16 protein-coding genes are annotated in these 21,618 nt (G+C 50.7%); 14 read left to right on the top strand and 2 right to left on the bottom strand.

The annotated features are described in order from the left end of the window. From IC230_RS27705 to IC230_RS27680, 6 genes are all read left to right on the top strand, one after another. On the top strand, nucleotides 1–1,799 hold a 1,799-nt coding region (locus IC230_RS27705; RefSeq protein ID WP_191042312.1), incomplete at its 5' end, for a cadherin repeat domain-containing protein. Nucleotides 1,800–1,997: 198 nt separating this feature from the next. After that, nucleotides 1,998–2,597, top strand: a complete 600-nt coding sequence (locus IC230_RS27700) for a glycoside hydrolase family 19 protein (protein ID WP_191042311.1) — start codon at nucleotides 1,998–2,000, stop codon at nucleotides 2,595–2,597. A gap of 42 nt (nucleotides 2,598–2,639) precedes the next feature. Then, on the top strand, nucleotides 2,640–3,425 hold the full coding sequence (locus IC230_RS27695; protein ID WP_191042310.1) for a bestrophin-like domain: 786 nt from the start codon (nucleotides 2,640–2,642) through the stop codon (nucleotides 3,423–3,425). Between the two features lie 132 nt (nucleotides 3,426–3,557). Then, a complete protein-coding gene (locus IC230_RS27690) occupies nucleotides 3,558–5,603 on the top strand; it encodes a tetratricopeptide repeat-containing protein (RefSeq protein WP_191042309.1) in 2,046 nt (681 codons plus the stop codon). Nucleotides 5,604–5,679: 76 nt separating this feature from the next. After that, entirely contained in the window at nucleotides 5,680–6,210 is a 531-nt protein-coding gene (locus IC230_RS27685) for a hypothetical protein (protein WP_191042308.1), read from the top strand. A 271-nt stretch (nucleotides 6,211–6,481) separates the two neighbouring features. Further along, nucleotides 6,482–6,703, top strand: coding sequence for a hypothetical protein (locus IC230_RS27680; RefSeq protein WP_191042307.1), 222 nt, complete (start codon nucleotides 6,482–6,484; stop codon nucleotides 6,701–6,703). Nucleotides 6,704–6,783: 80 nt separating this feature from the next. On the opposite strand, the gene IC230_RS27675 is transcribed toward IC230_RS27680, so the two are convergent. Next, a complete protein-coding gene (locus IC230_RS27675; RefSeq protein ID WP_191042306.1) occupies nucleotides 6,784–10,224 on the bottom strand; it encodes a sialate O-acetylesterase in 3,441 nt (1,146 codons plus the stop codon). Nucleotides 10,225–10,656: 432 nt separating this feature from the next. Between IC230_RS27675 and IC230_RS27670 the strand changes: the two genes are divergently transcribed. Continuing rightward, on the top strand, nucleotides 10,657–12,234 hold the full coding sequence (locus IC230_RS27670; protein ID WP_191042305.1) for a glycoside hydrolase: 1,578 nt from the start codon (nucleotides 10,657–10,659) through the stop codon (nucleotides 12,232–12,234). Nucleotides 12,235–12,263: 29 nt separating this feature from the next. On the opposite strand, the gene IC230_RS27665 is transcribed toward IC230_RS27670, so the two are convergent. After that, nucleotides 12,264–12,785, bottom strand: coding sequence for a GNAT family N-acetyltransferase (locus IC230_RS27665; RefSeq protein ID WP_191042304.1), 522 nt, complete (start codon nucleotides 12,783–12,785; stop codon nucleotides 12,264–12,266). Between the two features lie 373 nt (nucleotides 12,786–13,158). Between IC230_RS27665 and IC230_RS27660 the strand changes: the two genes are divergently transcribed. The 7 genes from IC230_RS27660 to IC230_RS27635 all read left to right on the top strand — a co-directional run bounded on the left by IC230_RS27660 (nucleotide 13,159) and on the right by IC230_RS27635 (nucleotide 21,607). Further along, nucleotides 13,159–14,172: a zinc-dependent alcohol dehydrogenase gene (locus IC230_RS27660; protein WP_191042303.1), complete on the top strand. Its 1,014-nt coding sequence runs from the start codon at nucleotides 13,159–13,161 to the stop codon at nucleotides 14,170–14,172. Between the two features lie 100 nt (nucleotides 14,173–14,272). Continuing rightward, entirely contained in the window at nucleotides 14,273–15,613 is a 1,341-nt protein-coding gene (locus IC230_RS27655; RefSeq protein ID WP_191042302.1) for an MFS transporter, read from the top strand. 11 nt (nucleotides 15,614–15,624) lie between these two features. Next, a complete protein-coding gene (locus IC230_RS34205; RefSeq protein ID WP_223860889.1) occupies nucleotides 15,625–15,885 on the top strand; it encodes a hypothetical protein in 261 nt (86 codons plus the stop codon). A gap of 57 nt (nucleotides 15,886–15,942) precedes the next feature. Next, nucleotides 15,943–16,737: a hypothetical protein gene (locus tag IC230_RS27650; protein ID WP_223860888.1), complete on the top strand. Its 795-nt coding sequence runs from the start codon at nucleotides 15,943–15,945 to the stop codon at nucleotides 16,735–16,737. A 486-nt stretch (nucleotides 16,738–17,223) separates the two neighbouring features. Beyond that, nucleotides 17,224–17,676 (top strand): hypothetical protein, encoded by a 453-nt coding sequence (locus IC230_RS27645; RefSeq protein WP_191042301.1) that lies wholly within the window; start codon nucleotides 17,224–17,226, stop codon nucleotides 17,674–17,676. Between the two features lie 227 nt (nucleotides 17,677–17,903). After that, nucleotides 17,904–19,418 carry a hypothetical protein gene (locus IC230_RS27640; RefSeq protein WP_223860887.1) on the top strand — a complete coding sequence of 505 codons (1,515 nt, stop codon included), beginning with the start codon at nucleotides 17,904–17,906 and terminating at the stop codon, nucleotides 19,416–19,418. Nucleotides 19,419–19,468: 50 nt separating this feature from the next. Beyond that, on the top strand, nucleotides 19,469–21,607 hold the full coding sequence (locus IC230_RS27635) for an outer membrane protein assembly factor BamB family protein (RefSeq protein WP_191042300.1): 2,139 nt from the start codon (nucleotides 19,469–19,471) through the stop codon (nucleotides 21,605–21,607). Nucleotides 21,608–21,618: the final 11 nt, after the last annotated feature.

The following is a 21,618-nucleotide window of genomic DNA, read 5'->3' as shown; positions in this document are numbered from 1 at the left end:
CAACCACCCAGGTCGATCAGCTTCGACGCATCAACCTCGATGGTACGGGCGATATACTCATCAAAGACAACTTCGTGCAAACGGCCGGACCGCTGGTCCTGGATGCAGCCAACAACCGCCTGCTGGTGGTCGATATGCGGACCAGCCAACCCTCCACTAGCACAGCCAACGCTAAAATTGTGGCTGTTAGCCTGGCAGCAGGCAATCCGGTTAGTACGCTGGTGGTGGCGCCTTATATCGCCGGTTCTACTAGTACGAACATTGGTGGTCTGGCGCTGAGTACCCAGGACCCTCCTACTGTAACGACAAATGCCGTTACGTCGTTTGGCAGCAGTTCAGCCGTACTCGGTGGAAATGTGACGTCTGACGGTAACGTAACGGTAACGCAACGCGGAGTCGTTTATAGCCCAACAAGTACAACCCCAACCCTGGCAAACAGTACTTCGCTGGCGATAGGGAGCGGCACAGGTAGCTTCTCAGCAACCGTGAGTAGCCTTGCGGGAAACACTACCTACTACGTACGTGCTTTTGCGACCAACGCTATCACGACGTCCTACGGACCTGTACAAACGTTTACAACCCTCGTTCCCAATAGTGCACCAACCAATATTACGTTAAGCAACAGTTCGGTGAATGAAAACCAGCCCCTCAGCACCGTGGTTGGCAGCTTCTCCACGACCGACCCCGACGCTGGACAAACCTTTAGCTATTCGCTGGTGGCCGGTACCGGCTCGGACGATAATGCCGCCTTCCAGATCGTGGGCAACCAGCTCCGCACCAACGTCGTCTTCAACTTCGAGACCAAAAATTCCTACACCGTCCGCGTGCAGACCACCGATAACGGCACCCCCGCCCTCTCCTTCCAGAAGGCCTTTACCATCACCGTCAACAACCTCAATGAGCTGACGGCCACCGTCACCGCCCAGGCCAGCGTCAGCTGTAACGGCGCAGCTACCGGATCGGCTACCATCACGGCCGCAGGCGAAAACCCGCCTTTCAGCTACACCTACCGAAACACCACCACCAACACCACCCTGGCCCAGACAACCTCCGCCGTCACGGGGCTTACAGCTGGAGCTTACAGCGTGACGGTCACCGCCACCAACTCGGGCTTTACCGCCACCACGTCCTTCTCCATCAGCCAGCCTTCGGCTCTCTCGCTCACGACAAGCGCCACCAATGTGAGCCAACTGGGCACCAGCACCGGCACCGCATCGGTCACCGTCAGTGGGGGCACCCCCGCCTACGCCTACAACTGGCTGCCGGGCAACCCCACCGGCGATGGCACCAGCACCATCACCAGCCTGAGTGCGGGTACCTATACCGTGGTGGTCACCGACGCTAACGGCTGCTCAGCCACGGGCTCGACCACCGTGAGCACCAATCCCGACATCACCCCTTTGCTCTACGCCCGACCGTCGCTGATCTACGGCACCTCCCCCTTCACGGTGGTGGTGGATGTGGTAGAGGCCAATATGGTCAGCACCACGGGGGTGATTACCGTCAGGATCACCAAAGATGCCAAGGCCACGCTGCTCTTCGACAACAGTGTGAGCAGTCTGGGTGGACGTAGTGTGCAGAACGGGAGCTGGAGTTACAGCAGCGATGCCAACTATTACATTCTGACCACCAGCCAGTCGATTTCGGGGGGCGGCAAGCTGAGTGTGGGCTTGAGCGGGATGCTCAGCGCCGAGGCCACCACGGGTGTGATCAACTGCAGCGCGACGGTGATGGGGGGTGGGGAGAGTCGGATGGGCAACAACATCGACGCTGATAAGGTCGAGTATTTCCAGCAGTGATCTCTACCAGCAACTCAACTTTCGGGTAGCTATGCATGAGCCGGGAATCATTCCCGGCTCATGCATAGCTACCTGGATTTGACATATCGCTGAAAAACTATTGCTTTCTTATTCCTACGGATTGACGTAGAGACCCAAAAAAGTGTACCTGAAAAAGATCGTCAGCGATTGGTTTACTAACTCCTGCTTCTTACGGCTATGACCATTGGACAAGTAAAAGAAGGTGCAGGCGCCATTCTATCCTGCGCCCAAAAATTCCTGCCCTACATTAACGACACCTGCACTACGTATCAAATCAATACGCCTGCCCGTCAGTTGTGTTTTCTGGCTCAGGTAGGTCACGAAAGCGGTGGGTTGTACTACACCGAAGAACTGGCCAGTGGGGCCGCCTACGAAGGTCGTGTCGGTTTGGGCAATACGCATCCTGGCGACGGGGTCAAATTTAAAGGGCGGGGATTGATTCAGATAACGGGACGAACCAATTATCAGGCGCTGAGCACGGTCTGGAAAGTTGACCTGATCGACAACCCTACGATGCTGGGCGGCAAAAATGCGGAAGTGTGCAATGATACGCAGCTTAAGTATGCGTCCCTGAGCGCGGGATGGTTCTGGAATGCCAATAAACTCAACCTGCTGGCCGATAAAATTGACCTGAAATCGCCGATCGACGAAGGCACCAACCTGGATACGTTCAAGCTGATCACCCGCCGGATCAATGGTGGCTACAATGGTTTACCCGATCGGTTGCACCGGTTTAAAGTTGGGGTTCAATACTTCGTTGATATTCCTCCAGTATGACGTTTATAGATACACCACTCGAATCCGCCATCGTTTAGTTTTATGTCGCTGTCTTATTACCTGCTACAGCTACCGCCTGTTGTGATGCTGTGCTTGCTGATCGCACTCTTCGCGGGCATTGGTGTGGGTGGTACCTTCGTTTATCGGAAATACGTTCGCCCTGACACCCGTCCGGCGGGTAACGAAGTCATTGGCGATGTGTTTGCCTCAGTTGGGGCCTTGTATGGGCTACTACTTGGCTTCGTGGTATTTCTGGTCTGGGATTCATTCAATTCCGCACAAATCAATGCCAATCGGGAGGGTAGCCTGGCCCGGACGTTGTACCGGGCTATTCGGTATTATCCAGACTCCACGCGGATTGCCCCAGTTATGAAAGCCTACTCGGAATACGTCTATCACGTAGTCAATCACGAGTACCCGCGCATGGAAAAAATGAAGTCCTTCACAAAGGAAGATCGCCGGGCGTTTAATGGGGTTTATAAGAGCCTTGAAAACGTAAATCTGGGTGATAGCCGAACTGATCTGATGTTTCGCCATTTGAACGAACTGGCTACGTATCGCAGTCTGCGCCAACTGGATGCCACCACCGAAATACCTGGCGCTATTTGGCTGGCTTTATTGGCGGGGGGAGTTCTGGTACTGGTCTTTGCCATGATTCTGGATGTTAAAAGTGGTCGACTGCATCTGATAGCTAATGGCCTGCTGAGTACGTTTGTCGGTTTGATCATTTACATTATTCTGATGCTCGATCATCCTTTTACCGGCTCGATACGTATCGAACCGACGGACTATAATCAGATCATGATTATGAAAACAGAAGATATGTGAATTTGTCAACATAGAGCCAAGGAGCACCGGGAGAAAAACGAAGCGTTTAAATCCTGTGAATCAGCGGATCTGCGTTCTGCAATTATGTCTTAGTTAGTCTGCCTAGCCTGGTTAAAATCGCTACGTATTGGTATGTACACATTCATTGTCCGCCCATTTGGCGTTAAACAAGGCATTGATTTCGATGCGGTCGATAAAGAGCTGATTCAACCCGCACTGCGGGCCGTTGGTATTATTGGCGAAACAACCGTTGCTATTGCCGAAGCGGGTAATATTCGGGAGGATATGTTTGCCAAACTCCTCACAGCCGATCTCGTCATTGCCGACATCTCCGTTCATAATGCGAATGTCTTTTACGAACTAGGCATCCGACATGCTTTACGCGACCGCAAGACGCTGTTACTACGTTGCTCGGCGGACAGCATCCTCGACGTTCCGTTCGATCTGAAAACCGATCGGTACCTTACCTATGCCATTCCAACCCTTAAAGTTGACTCATTGCGGCTAAAACAGGCCCTGCTGGAGACGATTCATTCGGACCGGAAAGACAGTCCTGTTTTTTCATTGCTGCCACACCTGAAAGCGCAGGACCCGGAGCGGTTCGTGGTAGCACCGGCTGGTTTCTGTAAACAGGTCGAAGAAGCGCAAATCAATCGGCAGGAAGGTAAACTAGCCTTGCTGGCCGCCGAGACAGGAGGGTTTCCCTGGGAGCTGAGTGGTTTACGTCTGGTTGGCGGGATTCAGTTCGATATGGAATCGCTGACGGGAGCCCGGTTTACGTGGGAACGCATCCGGACGATCCTTCCAGACGATGAGGAGGCTAATGATCGATTAAGCACCATTTATCAGCGGCTTTCCGAACAATACGCCACCCATTCTACCGAATTGAATTCGCCCGCACTCACGCTGCTTTCTCTATCCGATCAGGCGATCAATACGTTACTGGCCCGTCCTCTCGAATTAAGCGCCGGTAAGCGGGCAGAAATCTACTCACTGAAGGGACGTAACGCCAAGTTGAGGTGGATGAACGAATGGCAGTTTGCTCATCCTGAGGAATTTCGACAGAAAGCCATCGAGTCCAGCTTTTTGCTACGTGCCTACGAAGCCTACGCTCAGGCCTTTATGGAAGACCTGAATCATTACTATGCGGGTATTAATGCCTTAAGTTTACTGACCATCATCCTGAACCTGACCGAAGCCTATCCGTCGCTCTGGGAGGAGCACTTTGATGATGCGCAGGAAGCGGAGATCATGCTCCAGACGTTACAGCGGAAATACACTGACTATACCACGGTCGTTAGTATCTCCCTCGAATCAGCCAAGCATCGCAAGTATAGTCACGGAGAAATAAACAGTTTGCTGGATGTCAATCTGGCTGATTTTCGCTGTTTAACCCTCGACAAACCCCGACGCATCCTGCGGCTGTATCAGGACGCGATTAGCGCGGGCGAACCCGTTCTGGCCGATTATACCCGACGCCAGCTGGAACTCTACCAAAAACTTCAGATTCGAACCGACGTAGTTGATCCAGTACTGGACCAGCTCGCGCCCGTTACGTCGCCAACGGTAGCACTTAAGCCCCATTTTGTCGTGTTCACCGGCCATACGATTGACCGGCCCGGCCATCCCGTTCGATTCCCGTGTGGTCAGGACGAAAAAGCGAAAGATGAGATTCGCAAAAAACTGAACACAATCCGAAAACACATCAAACGTCCCATTATTGGCATTGCCGGGGGCGCGTGCGGGGGCGATATTTTGTTCCACGAAGTGTGTGAAGAACCCGAAATTGCTATCCCAACCCGTATGTTTCTCGCGGTCCCTAAACAACAGTACATCAAGGAATCGGTAGCGTATGCCGGACAACGTTGGATAGAGCGCTTTGAGCATCTTTACCGGAGTCACAGTCAGCCCGATGATTATCGATTACGGATCATGTCTGACACAAAAAAGTTGCCCTTCTGGCTCCAGCGCAAGAAAAACTATAACCTTTGGGAACGTACCAACCTTTGGATGCTGTATCACGCGCTGATCTACGGAGAGGGCGAAACGTCTTTGATTGCCTTGTGGGACGGTAAAGGCGGTAGTGGTCAGGGAAGTACGCAGGATCTAGTTCGTCGGATGGATGAGCATGGCTTTGAAAATGTCATCATAAACACGACCGATCTCTTCAATCTGTAAGCAAACGAGCTTTTCGGTTGCAGGCAGTTTTACAGGGATATGGTAGCAACCAGGAGCTAATTTTCGGTAATCGACTATGACACACGACGCGCAACTTTCACGTACTTTTCTGAAGAATGGGCTTATTACTTTAGTAGGGCTGAATCTATTTGTTGAAGCTTTATCCTGGTATATGGCGTATCAGGCTAAACTGAATTTTGTAAACGAAAGTGGTGGTCTGACCAATTACCTGGGTTTGTGGATCAGGAATACCTGGCTACCCGAATTAGTCACGGTATATATCCTGACTCAGATGATCTATCTCGTTCATCGCTGGTTTAACATCACGCCTGACGGTATAAGCAGATCATCACTTGCCCGCTATGAGCTTAGCTTTCTGCCCATCATGCTGCTCGCTTTCCCAATTTTCAACCCTTTCACTCAGTCCGTACGCTACCTGTTAACAGCCTTTCCCAATTACTCTACGGCCACGTACTGGGATCAATACATTACAGGCACGTATTCCTGGCAGATGTATTTCATCTATCTCTTTCCAGTTCTCTTCATCGGTTATGGTACGCTGAATATATCACTCTTATCGAGCCGATTACGACAAAGCGGCTATTGACTAATTTTTGCTTTTCACTTCTATAATTTCCCATTTATTCAGTTCACGCTATACTCAATTTTACCATAACGTGAGTCCGGGATTAGATATAGCCCATCGGACCTCAATAAGCTCAACCTAATCCTGACTTTACATTACCAGCTAAGCCTTATATCAATTCTTAGAACCGACTGTGTAGAATGCTTTGCCTAGTACTGGTACCAGGCTATGTACTATATTCTGGAGCTAATCCCAATCGCAATGAACGTCTCGCCAAAATTGCTAAAATCACTTGACTAGACATTGTACACAATCAGGTTCCTTAAGACAATTTTCTGATTATTTTCAGTCTGGAGCTGGTGATCGGCTGAGTGTGGGCTTGACAGGCAGTTTTAGTGCGGGAGCCAGCGGGGGGAGTCTGACCGTGAGCGGAGTGTTGGTGGGGGGCAGTGGTGGCGATGGTAAATCAACCAATAACCTCGATGCCGACAAGGTCGAATACTTCCAGCAATAACCGCTTGATTCCCGAATACTGTCGCTTGCAATCAGTCGACAGTATTTGGGAATCAAACGAAACGTAACCGAACCTGTGTATCAGGGAAAATAGTCTACTTTATCAGCGTCGGCGTTGTTGGTTAACTTTTGCTCTCCCTGACTACCCAGCAATACCGAACTGACCGTCACAACCCCAGTCGTTGCGCCGGGTCTCATCTCACCCGTTAAGCCCACACTCAGCCGATCTCCGGCGCTAATCGGCTGATTGGTGGTCAGTACGTAATACGATGGATCGGTGGTCGATAAATTCCAGACGCTGTTCTGCACGGGTCGTCCGCCAACGCTGGTCGCACTACTGGGTAAACTGAGGGTAACTTTAGCATCCCGCGTGATTTTGAGGGTGACGGTTCCCGTTGTGGCGACTCCGTTCAGTTCCACTACGTCTAACACAATGTTCATGCTGGTGGTCCCGTACATAAGCGTAGGCCGGGCGTAGACGACGGGAGTTAGATCGGGGATAAAGACGGGTGCCTGAGGACTCAACGATCCAGCATTCCACACGGCATTGGTGAGTACCTGATCCCAGGCCGCAGCCAGTCGACTAAGACCAGTACCCTGAAAATACTTCCCGTCTGGTCGAGGCATCTGAATGGTATCGACAATCGGGCCGGCTGTAACGCCGGCAATTGTCTGAATGACCTCATTTTGTCGGTTCGTCACGGGTTCGTAACTCCCGGATGCATACAGTTGCCGGGTCGTATTGTCGGCTGAAGACCGGGCTACGATCCATTGCAGTTGCGAAAAATGAGCATCGGCGCGGCTGCGGTTGATCAGAGCCGTTAAATCAGCAGCGTACGTAGTGGCCTGTGGATTAGGCGAATAGAATTCCGATTCACCCTGTTGCCAGAGAATGGCCCGCAAACCCGTTACCGATACATACCCCTGCAATACTCGCTTTAAATTACTATACGGCATACCCACGGGTAGGGAGGCTCCGCCAATCAGGGTAGTTGTGCCTTGTTCCATGCTTTCCCGCCAGTTGCGCATCGTCGTACCGTCCCACGCTACGTTATAAAAGAGAACCGGCAGGTTCAGTCGTCTGGCAAGCCGCTCGCCCAGTTCTTCCCAGCTCCAGGCCGTAACGCCATGTGGGCCGATCGTTCCATCAGCAGCCAGGGCTTTAAACGAGGGTAATGAAAATATTCGGCTGGTATCAGTCGCATTAAAGAACGGTACGGTACTGACCCGCTCGTCGGTAGCACTCGCTACGGATCGCATCGGACTGACGCCTTGTGCATTGCCCTCACCCGCGACAATGAACACCTCACCTACCCCAACGGGTGTTACGCGCGTATGACTAATGACCTGGCCCTGGGCGATTGCCTGTATATCTACCTTATACCAACCACTCGATATGCTGATACTTCCCGAAAAAGCACCATTGGTCGGATGATTATCCAATACGGTATAAAAATCGTTATCCTGCCCCTTACCCGAAACCGTTGGCCAGACCCGGACTTCAATCCGTTCGGTACGGGTTGGACATTTTCCCGAAATAGCCATCTGCGCCCGGTTGTTGTTATCGCGCTGAAAAACCATATGGGGAACCGGAAAGCGAATCTGGAGCGGCTCCGCTTCGGGCGTCGGCGAAACCACGGCCGGATACAAACGGTCGCGGGGAATATAGACCGCCTGCGTAGAACCCGGCACCACCCATTGTAACCGAGCCTGGGCATTGAACCAACGTTGTACCACATCCATACGAATATCGTAGCGCTGGTTGGCCTGTAGCGTAATCTGGCCTCTGGACGTAATTGGAAACGGATGGCTATCCAGATCATCAACGATCAGTTGCCCATTGATCCAGATACGGGTTGCATCGTCATACGAGGTTTTAATGATGTAATTACCCGAGACTGGCGCTTCAATCTGGCCAGTCCAGCGAACCGTATAATCGCGAATGGGCATAGCGGGAGTCGGACCTGTATCAAACCAGGTAAAATCCAGCGGACCATCCTGTTGGGTATGCATCACGAACAAGTTCGAATCGTAGCCACTCATGTATTGCCCGGTCAGGCCCGTACCGGTGCCTTTAGGATAAGGGGGATTGAAAATCGTGATGGGTGGACTTACTGTCGAAACGGCTCCTCCTACCGACGAGACGACTTTTATTTGAAAGTCTCCCGTCAGATTGTCGGGCAGCGTAATCCGCAGAGGGTTCGCGGTTCCCGTTCCCAGATTAGTTACAAATTGCCCGTTCGTAGATACCAGTTGAGCAGTATAGGTTATAGTCGATCCGCCGGACGCAGCCGCTTCATCCAGAAACGGAATTTCCAGATGGCCGCCCGCATACTGATAAGCTGGCCGAGGTTGCCCAGCGGTCATAGAGGGCGGTTCCTGAGGTAGTACGTAAGGGGTCGCCTGCTGAAAAAACGTATTGCTGAGCGACTGGTTCCAAAGTTCAGCAAACGGAGCGTAAAACGATGTCATGAAATGGGTTCCATCCTGTCGGTATTCATTACCGTATAGATCTGTATTTGGACCGGGGTAACAATTCGGCACTTGACCAATCACAAAGTTCTGGGCATCAACAATCGCGTTATCACCCCCACCTGAAATCCAGGATGCCCGGGCAATCATCCAGGGCAAGTTAGCTATGTCCTGCCGACTGATTTCAATGATTTTCTGCAGATTGCTGGCATAGTCAGATCCCGACTTCCCTTTGTCTGATTCACCATGGTGCCAGAGAATGGCCCGTAGCCCGGTCCGTCGAACGTAGTGTTCGATCGTTGACTTGATAGCCCGGTACGGTCGGAAATCCTCCGCTCCCCCCCACTGGTCCGCATCGGGAAGTTGCTGCCGCTCTGCCGATTGCCGCCACTGGATGGAGGGCGTTCCACCGAGGGCGGCTCCATAGATGAGTACCGGTACGCCAAGCCGCTGCACGAGTTTATCCCCCAGGATTCCGTAAATGTATAGCGAGTTGGTTGGTCCAACTTTAACCTGGCCCGATAAGTGACTAAACGTCAGCGGAAAACGAGATTCCGTAATCTCGCCGTCGTAGTAATTGACGCACGACACCCGATCGTCGACGGCACCGGTTTCATAATCGAACCCCTGTGCATTTGACTGCCCTGAAACGAGTAGTACCTCGCCAACGCCTATTCGGGGTATCCGTTTTGTACCCAGGCTCTGCGCCCCATTGAACGATTCAACTTCCAGATCGTACCAGCCCCCCTGAACCGAAGGAACACGCCCAGAAACGATACCATTCGCCGGACTAAATGTTGCCCAGGGCGTAGTTGCTCCTCCCTGCCGGACAACTAAACGCACGTTGACATGCGTGAGGTTTGTGGTCAGCACAGCCCGAAAAGGTACAGACGCCTGATTAGCATTATCGCGTTGAAAAACGATACGGGAAACAGGAAAATTCAGTTGAATCTGCGCTGAAGTAACAACTGGAGAACTGAAAAATAGACTTAGCAACATTCCTACTCGTAGCAGTAAGGCTGGTAAATACCGCATGTAAAAAGGAATCATATAATAGGGTTTAAGATCATCCGTAAAATCAGCAGATAGTATATAATATTCTAAGTATAAGATCATTAGAGTTCCTGCCCTCTGACGTGACCCGATCTCGTACTGAAACGTATAGTATATTGATGCCGCTACATTGAGTATAGTTTATTCATGAACTTGGCCTAAATCATATAAAAAGTATATACTATGATAGTATTGTAAATACAAATATTATTTAACGAAACTACATTTCCTACAATTGACAATAAACACAGTACAAATAGCCTTACTACTAACATCAATAAACCATTAGTAGCAAAATCAATAAAAAATACTAATCTGCATTCTACTTTCAACCCACTTGATGGGGTCTATCCAGGATTTTGAGCAGATTTTCACACTGATGTGCTTTAGTGAGTAGCCTATTTCCAATAGACTTAATCTGAATTCTCAATGAAATTTCTTCCTGGCCTTATATTGCTCTGCCTTGTCATGCTCATCAGCCCCAGCCAGGGCTTCAGGTTTGCTGAGCTACCCGACCGAACTGTGACGGTTAACTTGCGGGAAGAGTTTCAGACTATCCATAGCTTTGGGGCTTCCGACTGCTGGTCGGCAAAGTTCATCGGCAAATGGCGCGACGAAGCCAGGAAGAATCAGATCGCGGACCTATTGTTCAGCCTCGATACGTTGTCCAGTGGCCAGCCAAAAGGAATCGGATTGTCGTTATGGCGGATGAACATTGGCGCGGGAAGTTATGAGCAGGGCGACAGCAGCTACATTCGTGACGAATGGCGTCGGGAAGAATGTTTCCTGGATAACCAGGGGCGATATGACTGGACGAAACAGGCCGGAAACCAGTGGTTTTTGCAGGCAGCCCGCCAGCGTGGGGTTCGGTATACACTGGGCTTTACCAACTCAGCACCGGTTCAGATGACCCGGAATGGCAAAGCGTTCTCGCCGGGGGGCAAAACGTTTAACCTCAAACCAACCGCCCTCGATCCGTTCGCCGATTTCCTGACAACCGTTGCCGATCATTTCAAATTTGATTACCTGAGTCCGATCAATGAACCGCAGTGGGATTGGACAGCCGGGAAAAACGGCAAAGCGAATCAGGAAGGCTCACCAGCTGAAAATTCCGATATTCTGAACGTAACGAAAGCGCTATCGGCCAAACTGGCAGCAAAAAAATCAAAAACAACGATCGTAAGCGGTGAATCCGGTCAACTTAACTACCTCTACGAAAGGGCCGAAAGCGGTCGTGGTAATCAACTAAACTATTTTTTTACTCCGAACGAGGCCTCATCTCTGGCGAAACTTCCCAATGTTGAGCCGATCTGGGCGTATCACAGCTACTTTACAACCTGCCGGGACTCGCTGTTGGTAGCTGCCCGTCAGAGAGTGGCTCAACAGGTTCAGGCCGTTGGTAATCCGATGCTCTGGCAAAGTGAGTTTGGCGTTCTGGGCGACATCTGCGGGCAGTATAATGGCAGCCCTCGTCACACCGACATGGATTACGGTCTCTACGTCGCTAAGGTAATCCACAACGATCTGACGATTGCCAACGTAACGTCATGGCAGTGGTGGCTGGCTATTAATCCATATAATTACAGTGACGGGCTGGTTTACATCAACGGACCTGATGGCAATTACAAACAGCACAATAACGCCCGGCTGGATGGACAGATCATCGACTCAAAACAACTCTGGGCGTTTGGCAACTACGCCCGGTTTATCCGGCCTGGAATGAAGCGGATATCCGTTCAAATTACGGGCAGCGATGCCCTGAAAGAAGCCAGTCAATCCATGGTGTCGGCCTACAAAGATCCTGATCGTAAACAGGTGGTACTGGTTTGCGTAAACATGACTTCCAACGCCACTACGTTACCGCTTACGGGTCTGAATATTCGCAATGGGCACTTTGCCTGTTACACAACCACGGAAACAAAAACGTTAGCGAAGTCCGTTGTTTCGACCCGTCAAATTCAACTGGAGCCGAAATCAGTCGTGACTTTGGTTGGTACGTATCAATAAGGTCTTCGTCTATGGCACTCCATTTTCGATCAAAAACTTAGTTTATACAGCCAATACCGCTTATCGAACATTGACTCTAACTCCTTCACCTGCCTGAAACCCAGCCGTTCATACATAGCGCGGGCGGTGTCCATAAACTCACTCGTATGCAAAGCGATAGCCGTTTCGCCATTCGTCCTGGCCAGGTCAATACAGCGTTCCGTTAGTTTTCTGGCGATACCTAACCCACGATACTTCGGATCTACGCCCAGCAAACGGATGTAACTCCATTCAGGCGGGAAGATCGTGGTGGGGTTGCCTTTTGGAATCAAAAAAATTACACCGATCAGTTGGTCGTCCACTTCGCAAACAAACCCGGTAGCCCGGCTCATCAAGTCAATATATCGGCTTTCGTTTGCCAAACCAGCTTTCATTCTGGCCCAGTTCTGATTAGTTAAGACCGTTTTATACTCTCGGTAGGCCAATTGGGTCAGCCGCATTATTTTGGGAATATCTAGTTGCGAAGCTTCGCGATATATCAATTTCTGATGAGTCATTTCTGGTGTTGTCATGAATACTAGCGTTAGAAGCTGTTTGCGTTAGCCAATCCACCGATTTAGGCTACGCCGTTGTGGGGTCAGATTCTCAAATCTGACCCTGATGAGGTTTCTCAAAACCGAACGTCTCATACAATTCGGTTTTGAGAAACCTCATCAGGCAGGTTTAAGAACCTGCCTCCACTACCTCAAACAGCTTCTTAAACATAACCGAGATTTGTTATCCGTCCAACTGTATAAATGTTTGCACTAGATCGTTTCACTACGTAGCGCACGAGCACGCCGATGTTTTTATCACCGTCTGGATTCGGTAAATCACCGATGAATTCCTCAACTTTGCCGCCCAAATCGGGCCTGGTAACGTAACAAGGCTCAACCGACACCTACTATGAAAGCGGCTTTTCTTCAGGCGCCCAGACATATTCAGCTTCAGGACGTACCGACGCCCGAACCGGGCGTTGGCGAGGTGCGGATCAAATTGAAACAGATCGGCATCTGCGGCTCCGATGTCCACCTTTTTTTGGGTCATCGGCTCTTAGACAATCCAACCATCATCGGCCATGAAGGCTTAGGATACATCGACAAACTTGGTCCCGGCGTATTGGGTCGCCAGGTGGGTGAACGGGTCGTCGTTGAACCCAACATCCCATGCCGGCAGTGTCGATACTGCTGGGCAGGTAAAGGGCATATCTGCATCAATAAACGAGTCGTTGGACTGAACGAACCCGGCTGCTTTGCGGAATACATCGTGCTGCCCGCTGATTTCTGCTGGGCCGTTCCCGACACAATCTCCAACGATGACGCGGTAACCATCGAGCCAATGGCCGTAGCCCTGCACGCACTACTCACATCAAACGCGAAACCCGGCGATACCATTGCGGTGATTGGTCTTGGGGCCATCGGGCTATTGATCACGCACCTGGCTTTGTCGCTGGGGTACAAGGTTTTCGTAACCGAAATCAGTCCCGCTAAGGTCAAACTGGCCGAAGATCTCGGCGCTACTGCGCTTTGCCCAACCGGCGATGCGGAAACACAAATTACGGCAGTAGCAGAAACCTGGTTGGCGAATGACGTTTGCGCCGTATTTGAGTGCGCCGGAGTTGCCGCTACGGCCTCGCTGGCTACGGCAGCCGCCCCGCGTGGATCGGAGATTGTGCTGGTTGGTTTATCGGGCAATATGGCTACATTTAAACCGCTTAAAATCGCCCGCGAAGGCATTCATATCGTTCCGTCGATTATTTACGATCATCCGTTTGATTTCAGACGAACGCTTCAGTTGATGGCCGCTCGTATTATTCGCCCCGGATTTATCATTTCCCGGCAAGTCGCTCTAACTGATTTGCAATCGGCCCTGGAGCTAGCCGCGCAGGGCGAACACAGTAAAATCGTAGTAAGGCTATGAGCTCGTTTCCTAGGGTCTTCGCCAGGAAAATAAGGATCTATAACGGTAATGTTTAGCAACTGTGTCCTTTATTCTTAATTCGCCCAACCCGTAACCCGGCATGTTAAACCACCCGATACGTAGTGTCGTTCCCGAAATTGCCCAACCCGATCTGAAAGCCCTGATTGACCACCAACCCATGAATCCATTTCAGGTACTGATGGTAGCCATCTGCTTTATCCTGAATATGAACGATGGCATCGACGTATTGGTGGTGTCTTTTACCGGATCGGAGATTGTTCGGGAGTGGTCGTTATCGAAAAGTGAGTTAGGCTATATATTTAGTGCCGGACTGGCCGGTATGACAGCCGGTTGCTTTCTGCTGGCTCCATTCGGTGATAAAATCGGCCGCCGGAAAATGTTTATCATTGCCCTGAGCCTGATTACGAGCGGAATGTTGCTCTCGTCATTGGTGAGCGCCTATTATCAATTGCTGTTGTTACGGTTCGTTACGGGCCTGGGCATCGGAGGGATATTGCCTACTCTAGCGGCTGTGGCTTCGGAGTTTTCCAACAATAAATGGCGCGACTTCAACGTCGGTCTGGTGCAGGCGGGTTGGCCTATCGGTGCTATTCTGGCGGGTTTCTTTACGGCCTGGGCTATCCCTGAGTTTGGGTGGCGGTCGGCCTATTTAGCCGCCGGGTTGGTAGCGGCCCTGATGCTACTCAGCATTATCCTGTTCATGCCCGAATCGTTGTCGTTCCTGACGGGTCGACAACCTAAAAATGCGCATCATCAAATCAATACGTTGCTGACCCGCATGGGCCACACAACCCTGGCTACGTTACCGCCCGCTCCAGCAAGCCGCATCACGGTTCCATACGCAGAGTTGTTTACGCCTGAATACCGTACGTCGACCTTTCGGTTATGGATTGGGATTTTCTTTGGCATGATGACCCTCTACACGCTGATGAGTTGGGTGCCCACCATCGCCAAAGATGCCGGAATGCCGTTTGAGCTGGCTACGTATGTTGGCACCGCGCTGAACGTGGGCGCATTTTTGGGCAGTTTAATTCTGGGTTGGCTGGCTTCACGCGTTGGGCTACGTAAGCTAATTCCGGCGTTTATGCTTATTGCTTTCGGAGTCATGGTCCTGTACGGCAATCTGTCGATGACGTACGGATTGATGTTTATGATGACGTTCTTCATCGGTTTTTTTGTCCAGGGCGGTTTCAACGGCTATTACCCTGCTGCCTCCCGCGTGTATCCAGCAACGATACGTACCACCGGCGTAGGTCTGGCTATGGGTATCGGGCGTTTCGGCGCTATTCTGGGGCCAGCGCTTTTCGGGATTCTATCCGATGCAGGCTTAGGCAAAGATCTGTTATTCAGCTTATTTTCAGTACCTCTGCTTGTAGCTGGGTTTATGGCCTCCAGAATCCCTTCGAAGAATCTGGATTAATCAGCTGACCGATGCATCTTGACAGCCGTACCTCCTGGATTTTTAAATTTTGTGAATGTGCGCTGGCGGCTATTGCTCTGCTGAATCTCCTCCTGTTTCCTCTGGAGTTTTTGCCATTCTCTTTTTTGGAGAAATACGGCCAGTATTTTAAGTATGTGCTGATTGGCATGGTTGGCGTAACCCTACTCGGCAGCTTCATCTACGTCTGGGTATGGCATCGACGCGAACGAGCCAACAATCTGTATAGCCCCATACAACACGCATGGTTATAAGGCATCATTCGCTACTGGCTGGCTTTATCGATCTCTAGTTATGGCTTTGCCAAACTGTTGAAAACTCAGTTTCAAACGCCTGATTTTCTCCTGGATGCGCCCATAAGTTCAGTTGATGGAATGAGCCTGACCTGGTATTATTTTGGCTATTCCTATCCGTTGGCCGTTATTATTGGTCTTTTCCAGATAGGGGGATCGATCCTGCTGCTCTATCGCCGGACAACCTTGCTGGGAGTGATGATCCTTTTACCGGTGATGGTCAACATCGTCCTGATTAACGGATTCTATACCATCAGTGTTGGAGCCTTTTTTAACTCAGTCATTTATTCACTGGCTCTGATCTTTCTCCTGCTGCTACACATAGAAAAGCTCAAAATGGTCTTCTGGGATTTGGTTGATCATCTTCCTGCCGTTTCCTTTGGACGTAGCTGGATCAGGCACAGCCTACGCGTACTACCCATTGCTGTGGCCTTTATCTCACTTAAAATCTTGATCAGCAATCGTCCCTATGACCAAACGCTCAAAGGGACCTGGAAAGTGGAAAAATTGATACGTAATGGTCAAGTCCAACCGAATACGGCCTGGTTAACGGATATGAGGGCCTGGAGCCGAGTCTATTTTGCGGGCTATGAAGGCTGTGCCTTTAGTCCAAATCCGTACCGGTTTGAACCCAGTGAAAGTTTACTGGGTAGCTATGAATTCGATAGCCTGCAAAGCAAACTGCAAGTGGCCTTTTATTCTAATGATACGTTACGGGCCACCATTAGTAATCGTACCTCTGAAACTATGCGACTCCAGGGAGTCCTCGATCGTGATACATTAGACATGCAACTCACCCGAGTACGCCGATAGAGTGCCAGCTACATATCACTTTACAGATTACGTAGTATTGATCCTACACCAAAAGGCAGTCTATTCTCCAACTAGTTGCGTATCGATAAGGTCTCTTCTGAGACAGCATACCGATGTGTCTACTTCTCTGTACTGCCACCTTACCAATTGGCTGTACTAGTGTTCCTATTGTCAGTTTAGCACAGTCGGATATAACTTCACCTTTACTCAAAAAATCGCTGTGGAGGTTTGTTCAACTTCATCAAACCTGGAGTTCGCAACGAACTACGTATCGCACAAAGAGTGTCCATGCTTTCGGTGGGTCTTCAGGTTAACGCGAACAAACCAGGCAGCAGTTTACATGTTGCATTTACGGCACAACTGCCATTGGCTACTGCCTTTCTAACTAATCCTGTTAGCCTAACGTGCATGTAATTTAGCACAAAAAAACCAACCTTATGGTCTTTTTTTGGGGTCCTGTTTGAGGGTAAACTAATCCGTTCAACTATGAAAAATCTTGCTTTAAGCTTAATACTACTGGTAACCTGGGGAATCACAGGTTGTAACAAAACAGTCAGGGTAGAACCTGAACTCGATCCTAAAGACGATCCCTTAAAAGTATACACGCAGGATTTGCAACAGGCAAAGATGTGGTTACCTGGTAGGTGGAAGCTACTAAAGGTATATGCGATGATACCTAACCCCCCTGTCCCTAACGTAGAACTGGTTATCGACGAGAACCACATCAGTCTTATGCAAGACGGCATCCAGACTGACAAAGTTGATTTTGAAATAATTAAGACAGATCACGGCCTATGGATCAGAACAAATGCCCAACCAAGAGAAGACAACTGGTATATACGTAACCCTGGCTTATACCTAAATCAAAATCGAATGTATTTCGATTTAGGTAGAGCTACGGATGGGCCTGCTTATGAATTCAATAGAGTGAATGAATAGCCGTAAACCGTAGATGAATCTGCACGAGTAGATCACGATACGGTCTCTGCAGGGATTCTTGCCTGGCATACGCCTGGGGTGCATACAGAAAACGTTCAAGCGTTTTGCCGCATCGGGCACAGCGGTCAGTACGTCTTTATGGTTCGTAGCCTACGAATAAGACCGGTATCAACGATGACTCGGTAGTCTTTTACCGTAACGGTCTTTAAGACGATAAATGATTCTCTATGATGCCTAGTACCGCTGTCTTACTCAACGCTGGTCCTGTACAGGTTCGCTACGAAAACGGTTTTTTGCGGACGTTGTCGATGGGCAACCGCGAACTGGTCCGAATGATTTATTTCGCCCTGCGTAATCCGGACTGGAGCACCGCCCGGATAGACATTACGAATGAACGTATCGATCAGACTTATGATACGTTTCATGTTGACTACAATTGGCTCGTTAACGACCTGGGCATTCATATGGCTGGTCATGTTGCCATGCAGGGTCATTCGGACGGCAGGATTGCGGTTGTTTTTCAGGGAGAAGCCTTGTCGACTTTCCAGCGCAATCGGATCGGTATCTGTGTACTGCATCCCCTGATTGGAACAACCGGCCAGCCCTGTCAGATTACCAGTCCTGATGGATCCCAGAGCAATGGCCTGTTTCCGGAGCTAATCCGTCCAAATCAACCTTTTCTGGGCATTCAATCCATGACCTGGCAAACCGCGTTTGGCGACACCTTACAACTGGAATTTGCGGGGGATGTTTTCGAAACCGAAGATCAGCGCAACTGGACAGATGCCTCGTTCAAGACGTATTCAACGCCACTGACGATCCCGATTCCAGCCACTGTTCCCGCCGGAACGATCGTTGAACAACGGGTTCATTTCCAGCCCATTTCCTTAGCAGACGAGACGGCTTCGGCTCCTATAGCTCCGGTAGCCTCTGAACAACCAGAAAACACGCTACGTATCGGACTGGGTCAACGCGCGGATGGTCAACGGCTTCGTGACACCGAAATCGCATCCCTGAAAAAATTAGTACTTTCTCATCTTAGAGCTGATGTGTTTTTGTCGAGCCCGGATTGGACAGACCATCTTCAAAATGCCCGATCCGATGCGCAGGCGTTGGGTATTCCGCTTGATCTGGCCCTGTTTTTTTCAACGGATTCCGCTAAAGAACTAAGCGACTTTCTGGCGTTTCTGGAAACGAATCCGACTACTATCCAAAGCGTATCGCTATTTAACCTCGCGAACCGAATAACGTCCGATACGTTGTTAACTAAACTGGTTCCGATACTGAGAGCTCAGTTACCTACCGTACCAATCGGGGGTGGTACAGACGCGAATTTTGCCGAATTCAATCGAAACCGATTTACGTATGACCTGGTCGATTTTGTGACATTCTCCATCAATCCGCAGGTTCATGCCTTCGATAATCAGACCATCATGGAGAACGTAGCAGCGCAGGCCGATGTCGTGCGATCGGCGCGTTACCTGACCAACAATAAACCGGTTCGCATTTCGGCCGTTACGTTACTACCGCGCTTTAACCCAGCCTTATCGACTACATTCCCCATCCCTCTCCCACTCACGGACCCGCGCCAGTCAACTCATTTCGCTGCGGACTGGACAAAAGCCAGTCGACAAATTTTGCAGGGAGCCGGGGCCGTATCCGTTACGTATTTCGAAACACACGGTCCACGCGGAATTGTCGACGACGAAACGGTATTTCCGGTGTTTAACAGCCTTTTATAGCTTACTGATGTATTAAGCCAGGTTGCCTCCAGTATTCGATAAAAAAGCCCATGCCCTCTATTTCGTCCGCATTAAAAGTCTTGTGTATCGTTTCACTTCCCCTGCTGATGGGCGGTGTGGTTACGCCAAATCTTGCTCCTGATACCGACTGGATGGAGTACAACGGGGATGGAGCCAGAAGCCATTATTCGTCGCTGAGTCAGATCAACACGGCTACGGTTCAGCACTTAAAAGTGGCCTGGACGTATGCATCGGGTGGAGCCGATACGATCAACAACCGGACGCAGATCCAGTGCAATCCTATCATTATCAACGGGGTGCTTTATGGCGTATCGGCCGACACGCAGGTATTTGCCATTGACGCCAGTACAGGCCGGCAGCGGTGGAAGACTCAGATCAGCGACAACGGAGGAACAACAAGTCGGGGGGTAACGTACTGGTCGGAAGGCAATGAGAAGCGAATTTTCTGGGGCGCGGGCCAATGGCTTTACGCGCTTGATCCCGAATCGGGCAAACTGATCGAGAGTTTCGGTCAGAATGGTAAAATCGATTTAAAATCAGGCATCGAACGGCCGGGCGCTGACAACTACGTGCGAGCGAACACGCCCAACGTCGTGTATAAAAACCTGCTTGTTGTGGGAACGCGGGTATCAGAAGATGAAGCGGCACTGCTGGGCGATATTCGGGCCTATGATGTCCGAACGGGGCGTATCGTCTGGACGTTCCATACGATTCCTCAGCCCGACGAATTTGGCTATAAAACCTGGTCGCCAGCGCAACCCCGGCAACGAATTGGCGGAGCCAACGCCTGGGCGGGCATGGCCATTGACCGGCAGCGGGGGATTGTCTACGTACCGACCGGATCGGCGGCCTTTGATTTTTACGGCGGCAACCGTAAAGGCGACAACCTGTTTGCTAATTGTTTAGTCGCCTTAGATGCCAGTACCGGCAAACGCATCTGGCATTTTCAGTTTGTTCATCACGACATCTGGGACCGTGACCCGCCCTCTCCCCCAAATTTGCTGACGGTAGTCCATAACAGTCCCGACGGTCGGCCCCGACGCATCGACGCCGTTGCACAGACCACAAAGCAGGGGCATGTTTTCGTTTTCGACCGTGTAACCGGCAAGCCCCTATTCCCAGTTGTCGAGCAAAAATTTCCGACGGATGGCATAGCGGGCGAATCGCCCAGCCCCACTCAGCCAATTCCGCTTAAACCGGCTCCGTTTACGAAGCAGACCTTTACCGAAGCTGACATAAACCCTTGGGCCGCTGATCGACCGGACCTAGTCGCTACGTTGCGCAAAGCCCGCACAGGCAGTCCGTATATTCCCTTGACGAAAGACATGACGATCTTTTTTCCGGGTACGAGTGGCGGTGCCCAATGGGGCGGTTCAGCGACGGACCCCGACGGAATTATGTACATTCCCGCTAAGCAAAATCCCTGCTTTTCGTCGTTGGTCGAGCAGAAGCAACCCGATGCGAACGCATCGGTTACGGGCGCTCAACTGTATTCATTACGTTGTGCGGCCTGTCACGGCGCTGAGCGGCAGGGCAACCACGATGGTTCCTATCCTTCTTTACTGAACATCAGCGCCCGGCTTTCGACGGACGCCATTTATCAGGTGTTGCTGAAAGGACGGGGCATGATGCCTTCATTCTCGCATCTCCCCGAGGCCGAACGTAAAGCCATTGTCGACTTTCTGTCCAACAAAACCACTTCCGGTAAATCCATACGTATAACGGACAAAGCCGCTCCGTACAAACACACGGGCTATAACCGATGGTACGATCGGAATGGCTATCCGGTTAATGAACCTCCCTGGGGAACGCTCTCGGCGGTCAATCTCAACACAGGCGTTTACCTGTGGCAAGTTCCGCTGGGTGAATATAAAGAACTAACGGAACGGGGCATTCCACCGACGGGCACCGATAATTACGGCGGGCCGTTGGTTACGGGCGGAGGCTTGGTATTTATCGGTGCCACCAGTGATGAACAGTTCCGGGCCATCGACAAAAAAACGAGTAAGACCGTCTGGCAGGCACAGTTGCCTGCCGCTGGATTTGCCAGCCCATCTACTTATTCGGTTAATGGTAAACAGTTTATCGTCATTGCCTGCGGTGGTGGTAAGCTGGGGCAAAAATCCAAAGATACCTACGTAGCGTTCGCACTCGATACACAGCCCTAACTCTGCTCATT

Source organism: Spirosoma validum, from assembly GCF_014699035.1.
In the GTDB taxonomy this organism is placed as follows: Bacteria; Bacteroidota; Bacteroidia; order Cytophagales; family Spirosomataceae; genus Spirosoma; species Spirosoma validum.
Note: the sequence above shows the minus strand (reverse complement) of the source record. Positions and strands in the feature narration are given on the sequence as shown.